16 protein-coding genes are annotated in these 21,259 nt (G+C 68.9%); 11 read left to right on the top strand and 5 right to left on the bottom strand.

Features of this window, described 5'->3' with window-relative positions; genetic code table 11:
- Window positions 1-65: 65 nt before the first annotated feature.
- Window positions 66-1,397 carry a type VI secretion system baseplate subunit TssK gene (gene tssK / locus AC3A6X_RS31610; RefSeq protein ID WP_487845886.1) on the bottom strand — a complete coding sequence of 444 codons (1,332 nt, stop codon included), beginning with the start codon at window positions 1,395-1,397 and terminating at the stop codon, window positions 66-68.
- A gap of 287 nt (window positions 1,398-1,684) precedes the next feature.
- Between tssK and AC3A6X_RS31605 the strand changes: the two genes are divergently transcribed.
- Complete coding sequence (locus AC3A6X_RS31605; protein ID WP_487845885.1) at window positions 1,685-2,905, top strand: Acg family FMN-binding oxidoreductase; 1,221 nt, start codon at window positions 1,685-1,687, stop codon at window positions 2,903-2,905.
- Entirely contained in the window at window positions 2,906-3,307 is a 402-nt protein-coding gene (locus tag AC3A6X_RS31600; protein WP_487845884.1) for a VOC family protein, read from the top strand.
- A 54-nt stretch (window positions 3,308-3,361) separates the two neighbouring features.
- On the opposite strand, the gene AC3A6X_RS31595 is transcribed toward AC3A6X_RS31600, so the two are convergent.
- The 4 genes from AC3A6X_RS31595 to phnD all read right to left on the bottom strand — a co-directional run bounded on the left by AC3A6X_RS31595 (window position 3,362) and on the right by phnD (window position 8,111).
- Window positions 3,362-5,035 carry a ShlB/FhaC/HecB family hemolysin secretion/activation protein gene (locus tag AC3A6X_RS31595; protein ID WP_487845926.1) on the bottom strand — a complete coding sequence of 558 codons (1,674 nt, stop codon included), beginning with the start codon at window positions 5,033-5,035 and terminating at the stop codon, window positions 3,362-3,364.
- A 119-nt stretch (window positions 5,036-5,154) separates the two neighbouring features.
- Entirely contained in the window at window positions 5,155-5,811 is a 657-nt protein-coding gene (locus AC3A6X_RS31590; protein ID WP_487845883.1) for a hypothetical protein, read from the bottom strand.
- A gap of 262 nt (window positions 5,812-6,073) precedes the next feature.
- Window positions 6,074-7,078 carry a phosphate/phosphite/phosphonate ABC transporter substrate-binding protein gene (locus AC3A6X_RS31585; protein ID WP_487845882.1) on the bottom strand — a complete coding sequence of 335 codons (1,005 nt, stop codon included), beginning with the start codon at window positions 7,076-7,078 and terminating at the stop codon, window positions 6,074-6,076.
- 7 nt (window positions 7,079-7,085) lie between these two features.
- Complete coding sequence (gene phnD, locus AC3A6X_RS31580) at window positions 7,086-8,111, bottom strand: phosphate/phosphite/phosphonate ABC transporter substrate-binding protein (RefSeq protein WP_487845881.1); 1,026 nt, start codon at window positions 8,109-8,111, stop codon at window positions 7,086-7,088.
- Between the two features lie 242 nt (window positions 8,112-8,353).
- Here phnD and AC3A6X_RS31575 point away from each other — a divergent pair, with 242 nt between their 5' ends.
- From AC3A6X_RS31575 to AC3A6X_RS31535, 9 genes are all read left to right on the top strand, one after another.
- Window positions 8,354-10,237, top strand: coding sequence for an ATP-binding response regulator (locus AC3A6X_RS31575; protein WP_487845880.1), 1,884 nt, complete (start codon window positions 8,354-8,356; stop codon window positions 10,235-10,237).
- Window positions 10,238-10,422: 185 nt separating this feature from the next.
- Complete coding sequence (locus tag AC3A6X_RS31570; RefSeq protein WP_487845879.1) at window positions 10,423-11,427, top strand: ABC transporter substrate-binding protein; 1,005 nt, start codon at window positions 10,423-10,425, stop codon at window positions 11,425-11,427.
- A complete protein-coding gene (locus tag AC3A6X_RS31565; protein WP_487845878.1) occupies window positions 11,424-13,418 on the top strand; it encodes a hybrid sensor histidine kinase/response regulator in 1,995 nt (664 codons plus the stop codon). Before AC3A6X_RS31570 ends, AC3A6X_RS31565 begins: the two co-directional genes overlap by 4 nt.
- Window positions 13,419-13,512: 94 nt before the next feature.
- The gene (locus tag AC3A6X_RS31560; protein WP_487845877.1) at window positions 13,513-16,152 is read left to right on the top strand and encodes a hypothetical protein; all 2,640 of its coding nucleotides are present in this window, start codon (window positions 13,513-13,515) and stop codon (window positions 16,150-16,152) included.
- Between the two features lie 337 nt (window positions 16,153-16,489).
- On the top strand, window positions 16,490-16,978 hold the full coding sequence (locus AC3A6X_RS31555; protein WP_487845876.1) for a CesT family type III secretion system chaperone: 489 nt from the start codon (window positions 16,490-16,492) through the stop codon (window positions 16,976-16,978).
- Window positions 16,979-17,135: 157 nt separating this feature from the next.
- Complete coding sequence (locus AC3A6X_RS31550) at window positions 17,136-17,693, top strand: hypothetical protein (RefSeq protein WP_487845875.1); 558 nt, start codon at window positions 17,136-17,138, stop codon at window positions 17,691-17,693.
- 66 nt (window positions 17,694-17,759) lie between these two features.
- Window positions 17,760-18,719 carry a LysR family transcriptional regulator gene (locus AC3A6X_RS31545; RefSeq protein WP_106557007.1) on the top strand — a complete coding sequence of 320 codons (960 nt, stop codon included), beginning with the start codon at window positions 17,760-17,762 and terminating at the stop codon, window positions 18,717-18,719.
- Complete coding sequence (locus AC3A6X_RS31540; protein WP_487845874.1) at window positions 18,716-19,174, top strand: DUF2214 family protein; 459 nt, start codon at window positions 18,716-18,718, stop codon at window positions 19,172-19,174. The genes AC3A6X_RS31545 and AC3A6X_RS31540 overlap by 4 nt, the downstream gene beginning before the upstream one ends.
- A 2-nt stretch (window positions 19,175-19,176) precedes the next feature.
- Window positions 19,177-21,216 carry a spermidine synthase gene (locus tag AC3A6X_RS31535; protein WP_487845873.1) on the top strand — a complete coding sequence of 680 codons (2,040 nt, stop codon included), beginning with the start codon at window positions 19,177-19,179 and terminating at the stop codon, window positions 21,214-21,216.
- Window positions 21,217-21,259: the final 43 nt, after the last annotated feature.

The raw sequence follows: 21,259 nt of genomic DNA, 5'->3' as shown, positions 1-21,259 counted from the left end.
GCCGCAAGCCCTCACCCCAACCCTCTCCCAGAGGGAGAGGGAGCAATGCGTGAAGCCCGGCATGGTCATGATCGAATCGCCCAGAAGGCGAGATCCAGTCCGGGGAAGTCGCCCGCGATGTGCATCGCCATGCCGCCCGACTGCTCGAGCTGGCGCCACAGGTCGCTGTTGCGCGTTTCGAGCTCGAAGTAGTTGGCGCCGCTGTGGAAAGGGATCTGCCGCGGCGCCACCGGCAGCGGCATCAGCGTGACGCCCGGCAGCGCCAGGTTGACCAGGTCGCGGATGCGCTCCACCGGGCCGATCTTGACCTGCGTGGGGAAGCGCGCGCGCAGCGCCTCGCCGGGCATCTGCGCGTTGACCGCGAGCACGAAGGTGGCGTTGCGCTGCAGCTCCACGTCGGGGATCAGCGCCACGCGCACGCCGTGCTTGCGATCGTGCAGGTCGATGCGGATGGCCGACTGCTCCAGCACCATCGAAAGGCTGCGCCGCAGGTCGTCCATCAGCGGCTTGAAGCTCATCGCCAGGTCGTCGTGGACGTAGGGCGCGAAACGGGCCACGCGGCGTGCATCGCGAAAGCTCGCGAGGTCGCCGGCCAGCGCCAGCGCCTGCTCGAAGAAGCGCTGCGGATGCAGCATCGCGCTCTTGGCGAGATGCGCGAACACGGCCTCGTTGCGGTTGACGGTCTGCAGCAGCAGGAAGTCGGCGATCTCGGCCACGCCGCCGGTGCCGCCCTGCGTCATGCGCCCGGCCAACGCCTCGCCGCGCTGGCGCAGGAGGCCCAGCAGTTCGTCGAGCCAGCCGCGGATCACGGAATGGCCGGCCACGTCGAGCAGCGGCGGCAGCAGCACGCGGTCGAGCTGCACCTGGTTGTCGGTGCGGCGCTCGACCACGCGGGCGACGTTGAGCGTGGTCCAGGCATCGGTGGCGTCGCCGGCGCGCAGCAGGCGGGCATTGAGCGCGCCCAGCTGCAGCATGGCGGTGCGCTCGCCGGCGGTGTTGGAGTCGGGCACCTCGGTTTCGAGCACGCGGTGGCGCACGAGGTCCTCGAAAGCCTCGGCATCGGCCTCGCGTGCGCCCGCGCGGCGCAGCGGCAGGGCCAGCACCACCGCCTCGTCGCGCATCGCGCTGGGAATGTCGATGGGCTCGGGCAGGGGGTCGACCGCCGGCATGTCGAACACCGTGCCGTCGCCGAACACACCCACCGCGCGCACCAGCGCCAGCTTGCCGAGCGTGAGCGCGGCGGCGTCGATCTCCAGCTCGGCAAAGCCCCAGGCATAGGGCGTGGTGGTCCGCAACAGCAGGTGCCGCGCATGGTCGGCATGGCGCTCGCTTTGCTGCAGGTGCTGGGGCTGCAGCAGCATCCCCTCGCTCCAAACCACTTTAGTTCGCCAACTCATCCGCGCTCCGTCGATGGCGGGAGGGCCCCGCCGGAAAGGAAACATCTAGTTTCCGGCGCGGGGGAGACGCGGCAAATCTGGCTAATGGCCTAGATGGGGGAGGCGAGATAGAGCGAAGGGGCTATTGGCGGGACGGCACATCGCGCGGTGGCGCGCGGTGACACGTCGCTGCGCGAGGCGACGGCCGTGCGCACGAGGGTCTTTTTGGGTGCTGTGGGACGAGGCCGACAGACACCATGCCCCGCCGCGTGTCACAACCCGTCTTCATCTCGAGACACGGAGGCCCCATGTCTGCCAAGACCCTACCCTCAGCGCATCCGGCGCTCCGATGGTTCTCCGCCGTTGCCACGCTGGCCGCGGCGGGCGGCATTTCGTACCGGGCCTATCGCCAGGGCCTCCTGCGTGCGCAGGACAAGTCGCTCGACGCCTGGCGCGCCTTCGAAACCCATGCGCATGCCGGCGCCGAGCGGCTCGTCGCGGCGGCCGTGCTCGCGGCAAGCCCGCACAACTCGCAGCCCTGGCGCTTCACCGTGGGGCCGGGCGAGATCCTGGTGCATGCGGACTTCGAGCGGGCGCTCGGCGCGATGGACCCTTGCGAGCGCGAGATGTTCATCGGCATCGGCTGCGCGCTGGAGAACATGGCGATTGCCGCACCGGGGGCGGGCCTGGCGACCGAGATCGCGCTGCGGCCGTCGTCGAACCGTGAGCTTGCGGCGCGGGTGACGCTGACGCCGGCGCCCGAGCCGGTGACGCACCGGCTGGAGGCCGCGATCGCCAGGCGCCGCACCGACCGCGGGCCGTACGAGCTCGCGCGCGAGATCGACGACGCGACCCTGGATGCGCTGCAAGCCGAGGCGGCGGGCATGGGCGACCACGAGCTCGTCTTCCTGCCCAGCAAGAGCGAGGAGGCCCGGCGCTTCGGCGCGCTCACGCTGGAGGCGACGCGGGACATCATCGCCGACGCGCCGATGGGTCACGACAGCGCGCGCTGGTACCGGCAGGACCAGACGCTGATCGATGCACGCCGGGACGGCCTGACGATGCAGACGCAGGGGCTGGCGCCGTGGCTCGCAACTTTGGCGCGCCTGGTTCCGCAAACCTCGGAGCAGTCCGCGCATTCCGTGTGGCTCAAGAACACGCGCCAGGTGCAGCTGGCGACCGCCGCGCACTTCGGCCTCTTCGTCGTTCCGGCGCATCGCCTGCTGGACGACGTGGTCTCGCTGCAGGTCGGCCGCGCCTGGCAGCGCCTTCACCTGGCGGCGACGCTGCGGGGGCTGGCCTGCCAGCCGATGAACCAGATCCCGGAACGCATCTGCCGCGAACGACAGCTCGGGCACGCGCCGAAGATGCAGAGCGCCGTCGAGCAGCAGCTCTTCCTGAACGGCGGACTGCCCACCTTCTGCTTTCGCATCGGCGTGCCTACGCGCGAGGTGCCGCACAGTCCGCGCAGGCCCGTCGAGGCGGTGCGCCGCGTCGGCGAAGCCCTGCCCGCACGGACCGAGGAATGAATGAACGAACGATCGAAGGACAAAGCCATGCTTCAGCAATCCCCGATGTATGCCTACATCCCCGTGAAGGACGTCGCCCGCGCGCGGCAGTTCTATGAACAGAAACTGGGCTTCAAGCCCAAGACGGAAACGGCCGGCGGCGTGGTCTACGACTGCGCCGGCGGCACCAGCTGCTTCCTGTACCCGACGCCGAATGCAGGCACCTCGCAGGCCAGCCAGGCCTTCTGGGAGGTCGCGGATATCGAGAGCGAAGTGGCCGAGCTGAAGAAGCGCGGGGTGGTGTTCGAGGATTACAAGATGCCGGGGCAGGATGCGAACGGGATCTTGAACGAGGGCGGGGCGAAGGCGGCCTGGTTCAAGGATACGGAGGGGAACATCATGGCGGTGATACAGAGTTTGTGAGGAACACAGCCGCCGTCCTCTGTCTGGAATTTTTTTCTTTCCAGCCCGGTCGCGTCAGAAGCTGTAGTTCAGGTTGAATCCCGCGCTCGTCCTCGCGGTGCGGAAGCCCTCGGGCCTGCGGATGGGCGCGCCGACGAAGAAGTCGTAGTTCAGCCCCTTCCACGCGCCGCGCAGGCCGATCACGCCGCCGGTCAGGCGCCGCCCGGCCAGGCCCTCGGTGGAGCGCCCGTCCACCTGCCCGTGGTCGATGCCCGCATAGAGCTCGCCACCGGTCTCGCCCAGCGCCCAGCCGATGTCGTTGCGCAGGAGCCATCCGCGCTCGCCCATCAGACTCGATTCGCCGTCGAAGCCGCGCACGGTGTAGCGCCCGCCGATGGAGAACTGGTCCTGCTGCGTGAGCGGGCTGTGGTTCCATTGCGCGCGCCACAACCCCGTGTAGCGCAGCTTCTGCGCGCCGAACTGGAAGGGCGCGTTCAGGCCGAGCTCGGCGGTGGCGATCCTGAAGCGCGATGTGCCTTCGTCGAACTTCTCCTCCGGTGCGCGCAAGGCACCGAAGGCGCCGGTGCCGCGCCGCCAGGCGAGGCTGGCATCGAGCGTGGCCTCGCCGATGAATTCGCGGTGCGCCAGGCCCAGCTCCCAGCCGGCGGTGGCGCGCCGCTGCACCGGGACCTCGACGTCCTCGACGAAGTTGTGCCCGCTGCGCCGGAAGGTGCGCAGGCCGAGCGTGGTCTTGCGCTGCTGGTCGCGGAAGATCAGGCGCGAGAGCTTGAGCTCGGCGTTGGACGATTCCCCGGCGTAGACATAGGCCTGGTCGGCACCCTGCACGGTCTGGTGGTACTTGTTCTGCGAGGCGGTGGCGCTCGCCAGCCAGTAGCCCCAGGGCAGCGAGTAGTGGACGGTCTGGCCGCTGGTGCCCTGGCCGCTGTGGTTGAAGGCGTCGTGGTTGAGGCTGACGTAGAACAAGTCGTTGAGCCCCAGCGGGTTGTCCCAGGCGACGGTGGCGCCGGCCTGCGTCTTGCCCGTGGCCTTGGTGCCGCTGTCGTCGAGGCTCAGTGTGGCGCGCAGCGGGAAGCGCTGCGCGTACTTGACGGCCAGGTCGCTGTCGCCGGGCCGCGCATCGGCGACCTTCGAGGGTTCGATCTGGATGTCGGCCTCGACGGTGGGGGCGCGCTTGAGGTTCTCCAGGCCCTGCTCGACGTCGCGCAGCTCCAGCAGATCGCCGGCACGCGCGGGGATGGCGGTGGCGAGGCTGGTGCGCGCCTCGTTGCCGGCGGCAAAGCGGATGCCGGCGACGCGGCCGGGGATCAGCGTGAGCGTCAGGGTGCCCTGGCCCAGGTCCTGCGGCGCGGCGAGCACCCGGGTGGTGACGTAGCCACGCGCGACCACGGCCTGCTGCACCCGCGCCATCACGATGTCGACACCCTCGGTGCCGATGCAGCGGCCGCGCGGATCGTCGCTGGCGTTCTCGCCGGCGGCGGCGGCCAGTGCCCACTGGAAGTCCTCGGCGCGCTCGCCGGCGAGCACGAGGCGCTCGATGCGAAAGCATGGCGCCTCGTCCTTCGGCAGCCGCCGGTTCTCGGGCCGGAGCTCGGGCTGCAGGCGGCTGTCGACGGCGCGCTCCTGCTGCCGGCGCAGCGCGCGCTCGCGTTCCTGTTGCCGCTGTTCCTCCACAAATGGCTTGGGCGCCGCGGGCAGCGGCGCGGTCTGGGCATGCGCCAGCGCCGCCATTGCGGCCGGCAGAGCCAGCGCCCATGTCTTGCGCTTCCACACGCGCAGGTTCTGACGGGCCGCAGGCCCGCGGCCTCCCTTGAATTCGTCACATCCGCTTCGCCTCGCCTGGCGCCGCCTCAGGCCGCAGCGAGCGTGTTCCAAGGTGCAGGGGCAGACGAAGCGACCTCCGTCACTTCGATGCCAGGCACGCCGGTGTCTTCCCACTCGATGCCGATCTCGCGGCGATAAACGCTGGCGGACCGGATGGGCTTGGCGGTCGCTTCGGGCAGCGGCTTGAGCTGGCCGAGCGCTTGCAGGAGATGAACAGGCGGCGACACCGTGATGTCGCTTTTGCCGTTGACTTCGTCGCGGCCTCGCTGCACCAGGGCCTCGGCCTCGATCGAGATGGCCGGGTCCAGCGCCATGCAGGTTTTCATCTTCACCAGCGCGGTCAATGCCTTCTCGGGATCGTTTTCGTGCTCCTTGCGGAAGGCCGCGCTCGCAACGAGGGCGTCCATCACCGTGTCCTTCCACTCGTCGCGAGCCTCGCTCTCGCGGTCGTCCTTGCGCTTCGACCCGAGGCGGTCGTGCCAATACAGGACAGTCAGCGTGGCACTCAGCGGCAGAAAGCCCCAGGCCGATGCGGCGACGATGTAGACATTCCAGCCGGCTTGAGCCGACAGGTCGAGCAGCCATGCATGGCGGTGCCTGCTGCGCCCCAGGACGATGGCCGCGATGGTGATCGCGCTGAGCACGGAGGGGAGGAGCCACGGGGCGATGAATTCGATGGTCATGCGAGGTATTCCTGGGAGAAGTGCCGGAGGGCGCCGATGAAGCCGATAGCGCCGGGGCAGGCATGGCTCATGGACGGGCGCGCGCGTCCGGGGCTTTGGTGATGGATTTGTGTGGTGCCGGGGGTGTGCCCCGTGCCTACTCTGGATTGCATGGCCTGCCCTGCTCGCTCTGGTTGCGAGGCCGCGCATTTTGGTCCAAAGCACGAGAAAAGAATCTGATCAATTCTTGCGCGCCCGCGCGGGCTTCGCGGTCGCGGCGCGCTCAGGGCGCTGTACCGCGCAGCGCGGCCGCCTGCTGCGCGTAGCTGCGCTCGATGCGCTCGAGCCGGGCTTCGCGTGCCGCCGGGTTGACCCATTTCGCATTGAGCGCGTGCTGCCGGGCGAGCTGGTAGTCCAGGGTCGCGGTCGGCAGCAGCGCGCTGTTGTCCTCCACCACGTAGCCCAGCGGCGCGTGCAGTTGCTTCAGCACCTCGCGCTCGGCATCGCCGCGCGGGCCCCTGGCCTGGCCGTAGCCCGTCAGGAAGTCCTGCAGCCGCTTCTGCAGGGCCGCGGGCTGGTCGCGCCGCATCACGAACAGCGCCGGCGGCGTGGGGCTCGATTCCCAGATCACCTGCAGCCGGGCGGCCTCGACGGGGAACTGCTGCCTGAAGCGCTCGAAGTCGGTGGTGTTGTTGGTGGCCACGTCGGCATCGCCGTTGGCCACCGCCAGTGCGGTGCCCTGGTGGGTGTCGAGCAGCTCGCTCTGGAAGCGCTCCATGGGGATGCCGTGGGGCGCGAAGAGCTCCAGCTGGGGCACGATGAAGCCGGACACCGAGCGGCTGTCGCCACGCGCCAGGCGCCAGCGCTCGGGCGCGGCCAGCAGGTCGCCCAGCGCGCGGTGCGAGCCGGTCTTGCGCGCGAGCAGCACGGCGCGGTGCCTGGACAGGCCGGCATGGCGCTTCACCTGCGCCACCACGGTCATCCGCTGCTGCACGACGGCATCCAGCGCCAGCTTGGCGGACAGCAGGGCGAAGTCCACCTCGCCGCGCCGGATCGCCTGGTCCAGCGATTCGTAGGAGCTCACGGACAGCACGCTGACCGGCCGGCCCAGCGCACGGCTCAGGTCGCCCAGGAGCGGCGTCCAGCTCTCGCGCGATTCGACCGCGCCGCCGATCGGCAGCACACCGAAGCGCAGGGGGACGGCCGCGTCGGCGGACGCGGCCGGGGCGAAGCATCCGGCCCCGGGCACGGCGACGAGCGCCGCCGCGCACAGGAGGCGCCGCCGCATGCCGGCCTCAGGGCCCGTTGCCGCGCAAGGCCGCCGTCTGCTCGGCATACCCGTTCTCGATGCGCTGCAGCCGCGCCTGCCGCGCGGCCTCATTGACCCACTGGGCGCTCATTGCGCTCTGGCGCGCCAGCTGATAGGCCAGCTTGGCGGCCGGCAGCAGGGAGCTGTTGTCGGCCGCCACGAAGCCCGCGAGATCGTGCAGCGACTTGAGTACGGCGCGCTCGGCGTCGCCGCGCGGCCCCTTGCCGCGCGCGTACTCGACCAGAAAAGCCTGCACCTTCTTCCGGAACTCGGGGCCGTACTCGCGCCGCACGACGATCTGGGCATGCGGGATCAGCTCCGATTCCCAGATCACCTGCAGGCGCTCGGCCTCGGCCGGGAACTGGAGCTTGAAGCGCTCGAAGTCGGCGGTGTTGTTGGTCGCCACGTCGGCCTCGCCGTTGGCCACGGCCAGGGCGGTGGCCTGGTGCGTGCCCACCACCTCGCTGGCAAAGCGGGTCTCCATCGCGATGTGGTTGGGCAAAAAGAGCTGCAGCTGCGGCACGATGAAGCCCGACACCGAGCGGCTCTCGCCGCGCGCCAGGCGCCAGCGCTCGGGCTCGGCCAGCAGGCCCTTGAGCGTGGTGCGGGGCCCGGTCTTGCGCGTGAGCAGCAGCGCACGGTAGCCCGGCAGGCCGTCGTGGCGCGTGACCTGGGCGACCACGCTCATGCGGCGCTGCGTGACCGTGTCGAGCGCCATCTTCCCCGAGAGGAAGGCCATGTCGACCTGATCGCGCTGGATGGCCTGCTCGAGCGCTTCATAGGAGTTGACCGAAAGCACGCTGACCGGCCGGCCAATGGCGCGGCTGAGGTCCGCCAGCAGCGGCTCCCAGTCGTTGCGCGACTCGAAGGCACCGCCCAGCGGCAGGATGCCGAAGCGCAAGGGGGCCTCGTCCGCGGCGGAGGCCGTCTGCATCGGGGCCGCGAACGCGAGGCCCAGCAAGGCGGCCAGGACGCTGCGCCACAGGAGCGCGAGCACGCGCCATGCCATCATGCGCAGACGCTCGGCGGTGGGGCGGACGAGTAGGACGAAAGAAGCACCATCGGCGCCATGGACAGGGACCTGCATCTTCTTCTGGAACACGTTGGGCTGGGAACTCCGGCAACGGGCTGGTCAAAGCTGTTCAGTCGAGAACACAATTAGAAACCAACTTTGGCAGATTCCGTGACATTTTCCTCTGGCCATGTACTTCAGTCGGAGCCCGCCCTCTGTGCCGGCGTGCCGCTGATGCGCCGATGAACTGGCCCTTCCGTGCCCTGCGCCTGCTGGTGCGCCTGACGCTGGCCCAGCAGCTGGTGCTGCTCGCGCTGCTGCCCGCCACCGTGGCCACGCTGGGCGCGATCGCCGTGCTGACGCGCCAGCACCTCGCGAACGTGACCGAGCTGATGCGCGCCAACGCCCAGACCGTGGCGCTGCAGGTGGCCACCGTGGCCCAGTCGCAGCTGCAGCGCATGGACCGCCGCGCGATGCAGCACACCGCGCAGTCCGGCAGCTACCAGCCGCATGTGCAGCAGGTGCAGATCTGGTCCGATGACGGCGAGATCCTGGCCAACTCCGAGACCCAGGACCGCCAGCGCGGCGAAGGCCTCCAGGTGGTGGCGCCGATCGTCGCCGACGACGGCAAGCACGCCGGCAAGGTGATGGTGGAAATCAGCCTGGACGCGGTGGAGCGCGCCAAGCGTTCGGTCTGGCTCAACGTGGTGCTGGTGCTGGGCGCCAGCCTGGTGGGCGTGGGGCTGGCCGGCTGGTGGGCGGCGCGCCGCATCAGCGCGCCGATCCAGGCGCTGGGCGAGGCGGTGGACCGCCTGGGCGCCGGCGAGGAAGTGCAGGTGGCGGTCGAGGGCACGGCCGAGGTGCGGCGGCTGCAGCACGGCTTCAACGAGGCGGCCGCCGCGCTGTCGGAAAGCCGCGCCTTGCTCGAGAGCCGCATCGCCAACGCCACCGCCGAGCTGGCCAGCAAGAACCAGCAGCTGGAGGTGGCGAGCCAGGCCAAGACCCGCCTGCTGGCCGCCGCCAGCCACGACCTGCGCCAGCCGCTGCACGCGCTCACGCTGTTCTCCGACGGCCTGGCCAACGGCGAGACCGACCCGGTGCGCCTGCAGCGCATCGGCCACATCCGCGAATGCGTGGACTCGCTGGACCGCCTGTTCTCGGGCCTGCTCAACCTCTCGCAGCTCGATGCCGGCGTGCTGCAGCCGCAGTGGGCCGACTTTCCGCTCGATCAGCTCTTCGACGAGATCAGCCGCAACTTCCGGCCGGTGGCCGAGCAGCAGAACCTGCGGCTGGTGGTGCGCAAGACCGAGCTGTGGGTGCGCAGCGACTACGTGATGCTCTCGCGCATCCTGAACAACCTGGTGTCGAACTCGCTGCGCCACACCACCGAGGGCGGCGTGCTGGTCGGCGCGCGCCGGCGCGGGCGCGGCGTGCGCATCGACGTGGTGGACACGGGCGTCGGCATTGCGGAACACCACCAGTCGCGGGTCTTCGAGGAGTTCTACCAGGTCGAGCCGCAGCCGCGCCAGGGCCGCGACGCAAGGGGCATGGGCTTGGGCCTGGCCACGGTGCAGCGGCTGGTGGCGCTGCTCAACACCCACGTCGAGCTGAGCTCGCGGCCGCACAAGGGCACCTGCGTGCGCGTCATGGTGCGCGGCGCCGACCCCGCGCTGCCGGCGCCGGGCGCGCTGCCGGCCGCCCTGGGCGTCGACGAAGAGCCCAACCTGCACGACGTGCGTGCCCTGGTGATCGACGACGAGCGCACCATCCTCGAAGGGCTGCAGGTGGTGCTCAGCAACTGGGGCGCCGAGGTGATGACCGCGCAGACGCGCGCCGAGGCGCTGGCCTTCGCCGACAGCTGGGACCGGCCGCCCGACCTGGTGGTGAGCGACCTGCTGCTGCAGGGCGGCGACAACGGCCTGGACGTGCTGGCCGCCCTGGAGCGCCATCCGCGCGGCATCGGCGCCGCAACCGCGCGCCTGCTGGTGACCGGCGAGACCAAGCCCGACCGCCTGCGCGAGGTCGCCAGCGCGGGCGTGGCCGTGCTCTACAAGCCGGTGTCGCCCAAGCTGCTGCGGCAGGCCATCGGCGCGCAGCTGGCGGCCGTGCGCCAGACCGCGGCCTGAGGGAATCGGCCGGCGCCGGCCCGTCCAGGGGCCGCATACGAAATAAGGCATAGGCCGAGAGGCCGCGAGCGGGTGCCATCCAGCAGCGCAATACGCCCGCCCGCAGTTCGACCTAAGCCCTCTGCCTTATCGCGCGGAGACAGCCGGGTCCGTACATTGGCTTCATCACCACAACGGTGCAGTTCATGCTCGTGAATCCTTCCTCAGCGCTCCTTCGGGGGCTGCGTGCCATCGCGGGCGTACTCTTCGCGGCCGCGTTCGCCGCCGGCGCTCAGGCCGCCGGGCTCACGGTGCTGCTGGCCGACGACAACGCCGCCCACGCGGAATTCGTGCGCCTGCTGCGCGAATCGCAGGATGCGAGCAGCCGCTTCGAGCTCGTGCGCCTGCCCACCGACGGCACGCCCGCCGACCGCGTGGCAGCCGGCGAGGAGCGCGCGAACGCCGGCGTGCGCACCCGCAGCCTGCGGCCCAGCGTCCCGGTGGACGTGCCGGTCACCATGGCGGTCGGCGTGGCCGCGGCGCGCAGCGCGATCGAGCGCCCCGGCCAGGATCCGCTGGTGCTCGCGATGCTCAGTCGTCTCGACTACGAAAGCCTCAAGGCCAGCCCCGCGCTCAAGCGCGGCGACCGCCAGGTCGGCGTGCTGCTGCGCGAGCCCGCCATGGCCGACCAGCTCGTGCTCATCGATGCCCTGCTGCCGCAGAAGCGCCGGCTCGGCGTGGTGGCCACCGCCGAATCGGAGCCGATCGTGCGCGAGCTGCAGCGTGCCGCCCACGGGTGGGACCTGCGGGTCGAGTACGCGCCGGATGCCACGTCCTTGGCCTCGGTGCTGCGCGTGCTGGTGCCGCGCAGCGATGCGCTGATGGTGCTGCCCGACCTGATCGGCGACAGCCAGGCCGCCACCCTTTCGGTGCTGCGCGCCGGCGCCACCGCCGGCCTGCCGGTATTCGGCACCAGCGATGGGCTGGTGCGTTCCGGCGGACTCGCCGCCGCGGTCTCGACGCCGGGGCAGCTCGCGCAGCAGGCGCGTGCGCTCGGCCAGAAGCTGGCGATGGGCCCGGTCGCGGGCGGCGTGCTGGTGGAGGCGGCGACGCCTTCCACGGTGCGCGTCAACGCCACCGTCGCGCGCGGGCTGGGCCTGCGCCCGCCCGAGGAGCGCGAGCTGACCGAGCGGGTGACCGCCGCCCGATGATCCACTCCACCAGCCACGGCCTGGCCTTGCCCACCGCCGCACGCCCCTCCGAGCCCGCCGCCGACGGCCGGGCGGTGGTGGTCAGCGGAAGCCTGCAGCGCGACCTGTTCCGGCTCGGCGTGGTGCCCTGCGCGGCCGTCGCCCTGGCGCTCACCGCCTGGTTCACCCACAGCCGCCTCGACACGCTGGAAGCCGCCTTCAATGCCGAGGGCCAGGCGGTAGCGCGCCAGGTGGCCGCGATGTCCGACCTGAGCCTCTACGCCGGCGACCTCCCCGCGCTGCAGAACGTGGCCAACGCGGCCCTGCGCGGCGGCCAGGTGACGCGGGTGGAGATCAGCAACAGCGCCGGCGTGTTCGTCACGGCCGGCTCCAAGGCCGCCCCCATGGGGCAGTTGCGCATGTTCACCGCGCCGGTGACGCTGCGCGAGGCCTCGAAGGCCAGCGCCTTCGCACCCGAGGGAGCGACCGCCGGCGGCGACAAGCCCATCGGCCTGGTGCAGGCCTTCCGCGACACCACGGCCTACGCGCACGAGCGCACGCGCTCGCTCATGGCGGGCATCGGCATCGCGATGATCGCGCTGATCGCGGCCTGGGCCTGGGTGCGGCACACGGCGCGCACCGTCGCACAACCGCTGCGCCGCATCTCGCGCACCGTGGCCGCGCTGGAGGCCGGCCGCTTCGATGCGCGCTGCAACGTCGTCACGCGCGGCGGCAAGGCGCCGGCCGACGGCGACGACGAGACGCGCAGCGGGCAGCACGAGCTCGCCAATCTCGCGCACGACATCAACCGCCTGGCCGAGCGCCTGCAGCGCAACCGCCAGCAGAGCGAGGAGCAGGTGCGCGCGGCCACCGCCGTCGCGCTGCAGCGCATGGCCGAAGCCGAACAGGCCGCGCTCTCGCGCGCCCGCTTCCTGGCAGCGGCCAGCCACGACCTGCGCCAGCCCCTGCACGCCATGGGCCTCTTCATCGATGGCCTGCTGCCCACCGCCAGCGCAACGCAGCGCCCTGCGGTGCTGCGGCTGCAGGAAGGCGCCGAGTTCATGGGCGTGCTGCTCGACGACCTGCTCGAGATCTCGCGGCTCGACGCGCAGGTGCTGACGCCAGCCATCGGCAACGTCTCGCTGGCGATGCTGTTCGACCAGCTCGGCGCCCAGCACGCGGCGCGCGCCGCCGCCTCGCAGGTGCGGCTGGTGTGGCGGGACCGCGGCCTCGCGGTGCGCTCCGACCCCGCCCTGCTCCTGCGCATCATCGGCAACCTCGTCGGCAACGCGATCACCCACAGCGGGGCCGAGGGCACGGTGCTGGTGGCGGCGCGGCGCCGCGGCGGGCAGGTGCGCATCGAGGTGCGCGACAACGGCGTCGGCATTGCGCCGATCCACCAGGAGCGCATCTTCGAGGAGTTCTACCAGGTCGCGAACACCGAGCGCGACCGGCGCCAGGGCTTCGGCCTCGGGCTGGCGATCTGCGCCCGCATCGCCGCGCTGCTGGGCACGCGGATCGCGCTGCGCTCGGCGCTGCAGGCCGGCAGCACCTTCTCGCTGGAACTGCCCGGCGCCGATCCGCGCGACGTGCCGCCGCCGGCACCGGAGCCGGTGGCCAGCTCGCCGCTGGCCGGGCTGCGCTGCCTGGTGGTGGACGACGACCCGGCCATCCTCGACGCCACCCGGGCGCTGCTCACGCAATGGGCCTGCGAGGTCGAATGCGTGGCCAGCGGGAGCGAAGCAATACGCCGTCTTGCAGATTCGGAGACGCGCTTCGACGTGTTGCTGTGCGACCTGCAACTGGCCGACGCCGAGGACGGCATGGAAGTGATCGAGGCCGCGCGCCGCCTGCAGCCCCAGGCGCTCGCGGTGCTGGTCTCGGGCGCCACCGGGCCAGAGGCGCTGCAGCGGCTGCGGCAGGGCGGTGTGACGCTTCTGACCAAGCCGGTGGCGCCGGCCAAGCTGCGCGCGCTGCTGTCGACGCGGCGCGCCGGGCGCATGGCTTCCTGAGCCGGCTTGCCGGGTTCATGGCCAGCATGCGCCGGGCCGTCCCGGAACCCTGTCAACCGCAACGGTTACAGAAGACAGGTGTGCAGTCAGCCGAGTGCAAACGCTGACCGAACTCGATCGATCGGCGCGGCCGCCTTCGTCCGAGCGTGCGGATGAACGCTTTCAAAGAGGGTCGGAGTTGAATTCAAACAACGTAGGACGCGGCCGCCGGATTGCAGAAGGACGCATTCAGGATGGACAAGCGCCGAGTACATCGAGGGTGCTCGAACCCGACTCGATCCAGTCCTCAAGACACGTGTTACTCAGGCTCGTCGATTCGCGAAGGCTCGATCGCAGTGGCGGTCGTCAACTGAGAATGCCCCAGCGACCCCGGCCTCTTGAGGCTCAAGCCTGCGGCGATCAATGGAAGTCGGTACGGGATTGCCTAAAGAAAATCACTAGCCTGGACTTCCAGAACGACAACCAGTTCGTCGCGGCTTCGAAGCTGGGTGAAGAAGCGCTGGAGCCGATCTCCCAGGCCCTCGAAATCCTGATGGGCGCGGACAACTTCAACCCAGCATGCACACTGATATGCATGTGCATGCCGGCCGTTCGACTTGTCCTGCTGAACCGGTGCTCGCCCGAGCATATCCGCCGGCTGAAGACCAGCGACGATCAGGATGGCAGCAATGCCATGGGCCGGGTCCTGAGCACCGCAGTCCGCGACGCGCGGCTCGGCCAGAACTTTCCCCTGTTCTTCAAGCTCTTGCCGTGTTTATCGCCGGAGAAAAGGCAGGAGTGCGTCGCCTTGTTTCCGACACTGACCATGCAAATGGTCAAGGTCTTTGATGACGACCTCACACTCGTCGAAGCTGTGCACATCACGCTGGAACGGATCCGGAACATGCCCGCGGATGCATACCTGGGCGAATTGCACTCGCTCCTGTGGCTCGCTGACGACGTCGAGCGTCACGATCCCGCGCGGGCGGGAGCGATGAAATGCATCACCTGGCCCGTCTTGACCACGGGGAAAACGCCTCTTCCGGTGGTTGAGGCGTATGGCAACAAGCTCAGCGGTCTGCTCGACGGGCTGCAAGCGAAGGCTTGGCTTGCAGAAAGGACGCTGCACCTGCTCTACAAAGTGCCGGCCGGACTGCAAGGCGAAGTCTTGCGCATTGCGGTCGAGCAGGCCGTGAATTCGCAGGACATCGAGAAGGGCCTGGGCCGCCTGCGAGAACTTGCATCGCTGTCCAACAAGATGGATGCGGAATTCGCCGAAGCGCTGAAAAGTTACCTTGTGAGTGCGCTGACTCAATGGTCTCTGCAGTGGGACGAGTCGGACTATAAGGCCCATGGGCGCTCACTTCTGAAGATCCAGCAAGAGGTGCAGCAGGAACCGCAGACCGGCATCCTGGGTTCGCTGAAGGTCAAAGCCGGCCGCATTCTCGGGAATGCGGACACGCTCGTCCATCTGGCCGCGGACTTTCGGCAGGCCCTCAGAGACGGGCACCTGTACACCGCCGCGCGTCTTCTTCATCAATCACCGCACCCGGAATTTCGCCATGGGGTCTATGGCGAACTTTTCGAGGCTGTCAGCCAAAAGCTTGGAGCGGTCGGAATCGAGGTTCTGAACCTCGACATAAAAAAGATCGATCAGGAAGATGCAGAGGCTGCGGCGAAACAGGCTTCAGTAGCGCGGGAGATGGCCGCCGTGCTCTTCATGACCGGCGAGCCGTACTACGCGGAAGTCGCGACAGCGATTCTTTCGTCGATGGGTGCAGGGCAGAAACAGGTCATCCAGGCGCTGGTCGAACGGATAGGAACCCCGGGCGACACCCTGCGCCGCAATATGGTCCATGCGCTGCCGATGCTTTGCAGGGCCGATCATTCCGTCGAGCTCGACTGCATCCTGGCAATGGTCGAAGGCCCAGGCCTGATCGCGCACGCCGTGGTGGATTACCTCTTGCAGGACCGCTTCCTCTTGCAGAACCGCTACGCACTGGTTCGAAGCCGATGCAGCGGCGCCACCGTCGCCTTGCTTTTCAAGGCGCTCGCGCATCGCGTCGATCTTGGGGCCGCGCTGCCGCCGATCCAGACCACCGTTGTACCGCAGGGCAACGCACAAGGTTCAATCAAGAATATTGCGCAAGAACAGCCGCTGGACGACATGGTGGCCCTATCGAGGCAGATGGCGGCCATCGAGCTCGGCAAACTCAATGACTGCATCCGACACCTGCATCAATGGGCCCCTGGCTGGCGGCTGCTCTTGCTCATGAATCTCAAGCCCGGCTTTTTCAACTCAAAGCTGCGTCTGCTCATCGCCAAGGCCATCGATTCCGCTGCCGCGAACCCCGGGCTGGGCAAGTCGGAGGAACTGCTGTCTCGACTGACTTTCCCAGAGGCCCACCTCGCACTGAGTGCCATGCTGACAGTCCGCGTGGCCGGCACTGGCGAATTCTTGCTTTCCGCTGACGGCTTGTGCAATGTCATGCGCTGCGTTGTGGACGACGAGACGATGGCGATGGGCACGCTGCTATGGATCAGGGATTTGTCGGAGTCCGAGCAGGTGATGTGGTGCACAGCGATGGCCCGTGCACTCATCCGGCTTCCGGATGATCGCTCCGAGTACAACCATGCAGGAGCACAGTTCGTGGCTGCCCGTGCCTTCGAGCAAAGGAGCCTGGCCGCGCAAGTGGAGGCCGAGATCGGCCACGCAGCCTGGGTGGAAATGGTCTCGCGCTTCAGCCCCTCCTGAGCTGTCCGCCGACCGCCGGCTACCGCGCGCCCGGACTTGACCCTCGACTCCTGGTGTGCGCGGGAACTCGTGCCCGACAGCGGTTACTCATCGAGTCAGGGTCCGGAAATGCGACCTGGACTGACATCGCATCGACGTCAGTGCCTGAGCCTTGCCCTCCGCGCGTGGCGTGACTAAACAAGTAAACATCTCCAAGAGGAACTGAGTTGAATTTCAGACAGAACATTGACGTCGCGAGCCCCTTGCTGAACGCGCATGCGCCCGAATTCGTTCCTTCGAATGCATGGCGCCCACTGAACGCGGATGCACCCAAGTTCGTTCCCGGTCAGAAACGCCAATGAAGAACCCGGACTCCGCGCAACGATTCCTGGATCTCGTCAGCGACTTCTACCGCGACGCAGGCTGGGAGGAACCAGTGTTCGAATTCGACCCGCACTTGCCCATCGCCTTCGAGGCCTGCGTGGAGGACGTGACGTTCAGTGTCGGCTACGACCCGCTGAGCGAGCCCGCATGCCTGTTCGCGTACTGCGTCTTCGGCGTGGTGCCGCTGGCCACTGAAGCGGCCGCTTTGCGTCGCCTGCTGGCACTCAACGTATCGATGGCGCAGCAGCACAACGCAGCGTATTGCATCGACGACAGCACGCAGGAACTCGCGTGCTACCTGCGCACGACGATGGATATCGATGTCCAGACCCTGAAGGCGGAGTTGGCGCACATCGCGCAACTGGCGCATCGCTGGCGGCGCGACGGCCTCGCTGGGGAACTGCATGGCCTCTCACCGATGCAGAAGGCGGGGGAGCCGCCATCCTGGACGAACTTCGCCTGAGCAGAGAGGCAAACATTTCACGAAGGAGGTGGATTTGCGTAGAGATAGCCTTGGGAACCGCGGGGCGTGTCAAGCCCGACGTCTACACCTTCGGCACCTTGCTCTGGGCTTGCGCCAAAGTGCGCCGGGTCGACGCAGCGCTGGCGCTGTTCAGTCTTTGAAGTTCGATGACGTGATCTCGGCTTGCGAGAACGGCAGGCACCTTTTCGAATCGCTGAAAGTCTTGCAAGACGCCGTGGATCATGGCGTCTTCCAAAAGACGCTTGGGTATGACCCGGGTTCCAACACCTTGGATTTTCATGTCAGCAAAGTGATCGCCCATCGGACCGGACGTGAGCCAGCCGTCTCCGTCCCGGTCGCGCGAGTCTTATTCAGGTACCACGTTGAACACCTCAATATCAATTCGGATACGAAGTTCATCGTCGGCCAGCATGGCAACAACCTCATCAAGGTCGCGATTCAGCATTACATCCGGGACATGCGACGGGAACCTGTCGAGCATCAGGACGAGAGGGGGCGAATCAACCCCGGCGTGCTTCGCTCGATTCCATCGTTGGAAGTCTCCACAACGCCCAGCACCGATCTCGAGCCTCAGGCACTTTGGCTGCTGGATCTGAATGCGCCAGGACCGAACTCGTCGTTGGAAACGCCCGTAAGGCTCAGCGCCGGGCTTGAGCCATCAGGTCTGAACGCGTCACTTTCCGATCCTCGATAGAAGTTGAAGACGAACATTATTCCTTCGCCTCCCGAGCGCCTGCCGCGCTCCGCATAATCCCCGCCGATGGACCGCCTCAAGCAGCTCGAATCCTTCGTCGCAATCGCCACCCGCGGCAGCCTCACGGCCGCCGCCAAGGCCGAGGGCGTGGCGCCGGCCATCATGGGGCGGCGCCTCGATGCGCTGGAGGAGCGGCTGGGCGTCAAGCTGCTGGTGCGCACCACGCGCCGCATCACGCTCACGCACGAGGGCAGTGCCTTCCTCGAGGACTGCCAGCGCCTGCTGGTCGAGCTGGCCAATGCCGAGGCCAGCGTGAGCGCGGGCGGGGTCAAGGCCAGCGGCCACCTGCGGGTGACGGCGCCGGCGGGCTTCGGCCGGCGCCACGTGGCGCCGCTCGTGCCGCGCTTCCACCACCTGCATCCCGAGGTGACGATCTCGCTGAACCTGAGCGACCGCGTGATCGACGTGGCCGGCGAGAGCTATGACTGCGCGGTGCGCGTGGGCGACCTGCCCGACTCCTCGCTGGTCAGCATGCGCCTGGCCGACAACCGCCGCCGCTGCGTGGCCACGCCGGAATTCATCCGCCGGCACGGCGCGCCGCGCCATCCCAACGAGCTGGCGCGCTTCGCCTGCCTGACGCTCTCCAGCGATGCCTCGCAGACCCGCGGCTGGGCCTTTCGGGTGCCCGGCGCCAACGGCGAGCATGAGGTCATCTACCTGCGCCCCACCGGCCCGCTGGACTGCTCCGACGGCCAGGTGCTGCACGACTGGTGCCTGGCCGGCCACGGCATCGCCTGGCGCAGCACCTGGGAGGTGGAGGCCGAGATCGACGCCGGCCTGCTGGTGCCGCTGCTCGACGATTTCGCGGCGCCGCCCAACGGCATCTATGCCGTTTTTCCGCAGCGCAAGCACCTGGCGCTGCGGGTGCGGCTGTGGCTGGATTTTTTGAAGGCGCAGTATGCACGGCCGGAGTTCTGGGGCGGCACAATCGCTGCGCCTGCGACTTCCCCGGAAAAAACAAGATGACCCTCGAAGCGATCCTTGCGTACGTGCATTTCCTGGCCATCCTCACGATGGTGGTCTTCATCTCGAGCGAGGCCGCGCTGTGCCGCGTGGAATGGCTCAATGCAGCGGCGGTCGAGCGCATCGCCAAGGTGGACATGGTCTACGGCATCTCGGCCATCGCCGTGCTCGCCACCGGCCTGGCGCGCACCTGGTGGGGCATGAAGGGCACCACCTGGTACTGGACCAACCCGCTGCTGCACGTGAAGCTGGGGCTCTTCATCATCATCGCCGTGCTCTCGATCTTCCCGACGCTCACCTACTTCCGCTGGCGCAAGGCAGTGCGCTCCAGCGGCTCGCTGCCCGATGCGGCGGATGTCAAGAAAACGCGCAAGCTGGTGATGATCCAGGCGCACCTGATCGCGCTGATCCCGCTGGTGGCCGTGTTCCTGGCGCGCGGCTTCGGGGCAAGGGGCTAGCCGTGCAGCCGGCGTCCATCAAGGCGCTGTTCGCCGGCACCATCTTCCTCAGCGCCTTCCTGCTGTTCCTGGTGCAGCCGCTGGTCGCCAAGCAGATCCTCCCCTGGTTCGGCGGCTCGGCGGCGGTGTGGTCGGTCTGCATGGTGTTCTTCCAGGTCGCGCTGCTGGCCGGCTACGCCTATGCCGACTGGATCTCCCGCCGCCTGGAGCCGCGCACGCAGGCGAAGGTGCATGGCGCGCTGCTGCTGGCCAGCCTGGCCTTCATGCCGGTGCTGGCCGACGCGTCCTGGAAGCCCGGCGGCGGCGAGGAGCCGACGCTGCGCATCCTCGGCCTGCTGGTCGCGACCATCGGGCTGCCCTACTTCCTGCTGTCCACCACCGGGCCGCTGGTGCAGGCCTGGATCACGCGCACGCCGTGGGGCGCGCAGGTGTACCGCTACTTCTCGCTGTCCAACCTGGCCTCGCTGGCGGCGCTGCTCTGCTACCCCGTGCTGATCGAGCCGCGCAGCACCGTGCAGCAGCAGGCCTGGGCCTGGTCCGCGGGCTATGGCGTGTTCGTGCTGCTGTGCAGCGCCACCGCGTTCTACGTTGCCGGACGCTGGCCGGCGGCGATCGAGGTCGTGGCGCCGTCCGGCGACGCGCCCGCGCCCGTGGTCAGCCCGGAGACGAAGCCGCGCCTCATCGACCAGCTGCTGTGGCTGCTGCTGCCCGCGCTCGGCTCCTGGCTGCTGCTGGCCGTCACCAACCACGTCACGCAGAACGTGGCGCCGGTGCCCTTCCTCTGGGTGCTGCCGCTGTCGGTCTACCTGCTGACCTTCATCCTCAGCTTCGAAAGCGACCGCTGGTACCGCCGTGCGGTGGTCCTGCCGCTCGCGGCCGCGATGCTGGCGCTGTGCGCCTACGGACTGCAGGACAGCATCGGCTCGCACCTGCGCACCGGCCTGCCGATCTACCTGGTCGGGCTGTTCCTGCTGTGCCTGTGCCTGCACGGCGAGACGGCGCGCCTGCGTCCGGGGCCGTCGTACCTCACACGCTTCTACCTGATGCTCTCGCTGGGCGGCGCGGCCGGCGGTGCGCTGGTCGGTCTGGTCGCGCCCCATGTGCTGCCGACCTTCTACGAGCTGGGCATCGGGCTGGTGCTGTGCGCGCTCGCCGCGGCGCTGGTCTGGCGGCACCGGCGCATGGGGGTGCTGGCATCGCTGGCGATGGCGGCCTGCTGCGGCTGGTTCCTGGCCGAAGAGCTGCGCGACGACGCGCGCGCCAGGCGCATGGACCGCAACTTCTACGGCGCGATGATGGTGGTGGACTCGGGCATCCTGCCCGACGACCGGGTGCGGCGCCTCTACCACGGCGCGACGCTGCACGGCGAGCAGTACCTGTCGCCCGCGAACCGCCGCTGGCCCGGCTCCTACTACAGCAACAGCTCCGGCGTCGGCCGGGCGATCGAGGCGGCGCCGGCCGGCCCGCGCCGCGTGGGGCTCATCGGCCTGGGCGCGGGCACGCTGGCCGCCTACGGCCGGCCGGGGGACGTCTACCGCGTCTACGAGATCAACCCGCGCGTCTTCGAGCTGGCCGACACGGAGTTCAGCTACCTGCGCGACAGCGACGCGCGCATCGAGCGCGTGCTCGGCGACGCCCGCCTGCAGCTCGAACGCGAAGCGCCACAGGGCTTCGACGTGCTGGCCGTGGACGCCTTCTCGGCCGACTCGGTGCCTGCGCACCTGCTGACGGTGCAGGCCATGGACATCTACCTGCGCCACATGAAGCCCGGCGGCGTCATCGCCTTCCATGTCTCCAACCGCTACCTCCATCTCGACACGGTGGTGGCGAAGCTCGCGCAGGTGCGCGGCCTGCACACGGCGCTGATCGACGACACGCCGGACGAGATCGACGTCGAGCGCAGCATCTGGATGCTGGTGGCGCGCGATCCGCAGGCGCTCGAGCGCGAGCCGGTGCGCAGCGCCGCCACGCAGCACGAGGCGGCCGCGGACCTGGCGCCGTGGACCGACGACTTCAACAACCTGTTCAGCGTGCTGAGGTAGCCGCCGGGCAGGCCGATCGTCCCGGGAGTCATGAAAAAGCCCC

Source organism: Variovorax sp. Soil_C_12 (assembly GCF_057657375.1).
Note: the sequence above shows the minus strand (reverse complement) of the source record. Positions and strands in the feature narration are given on the sequence as shown.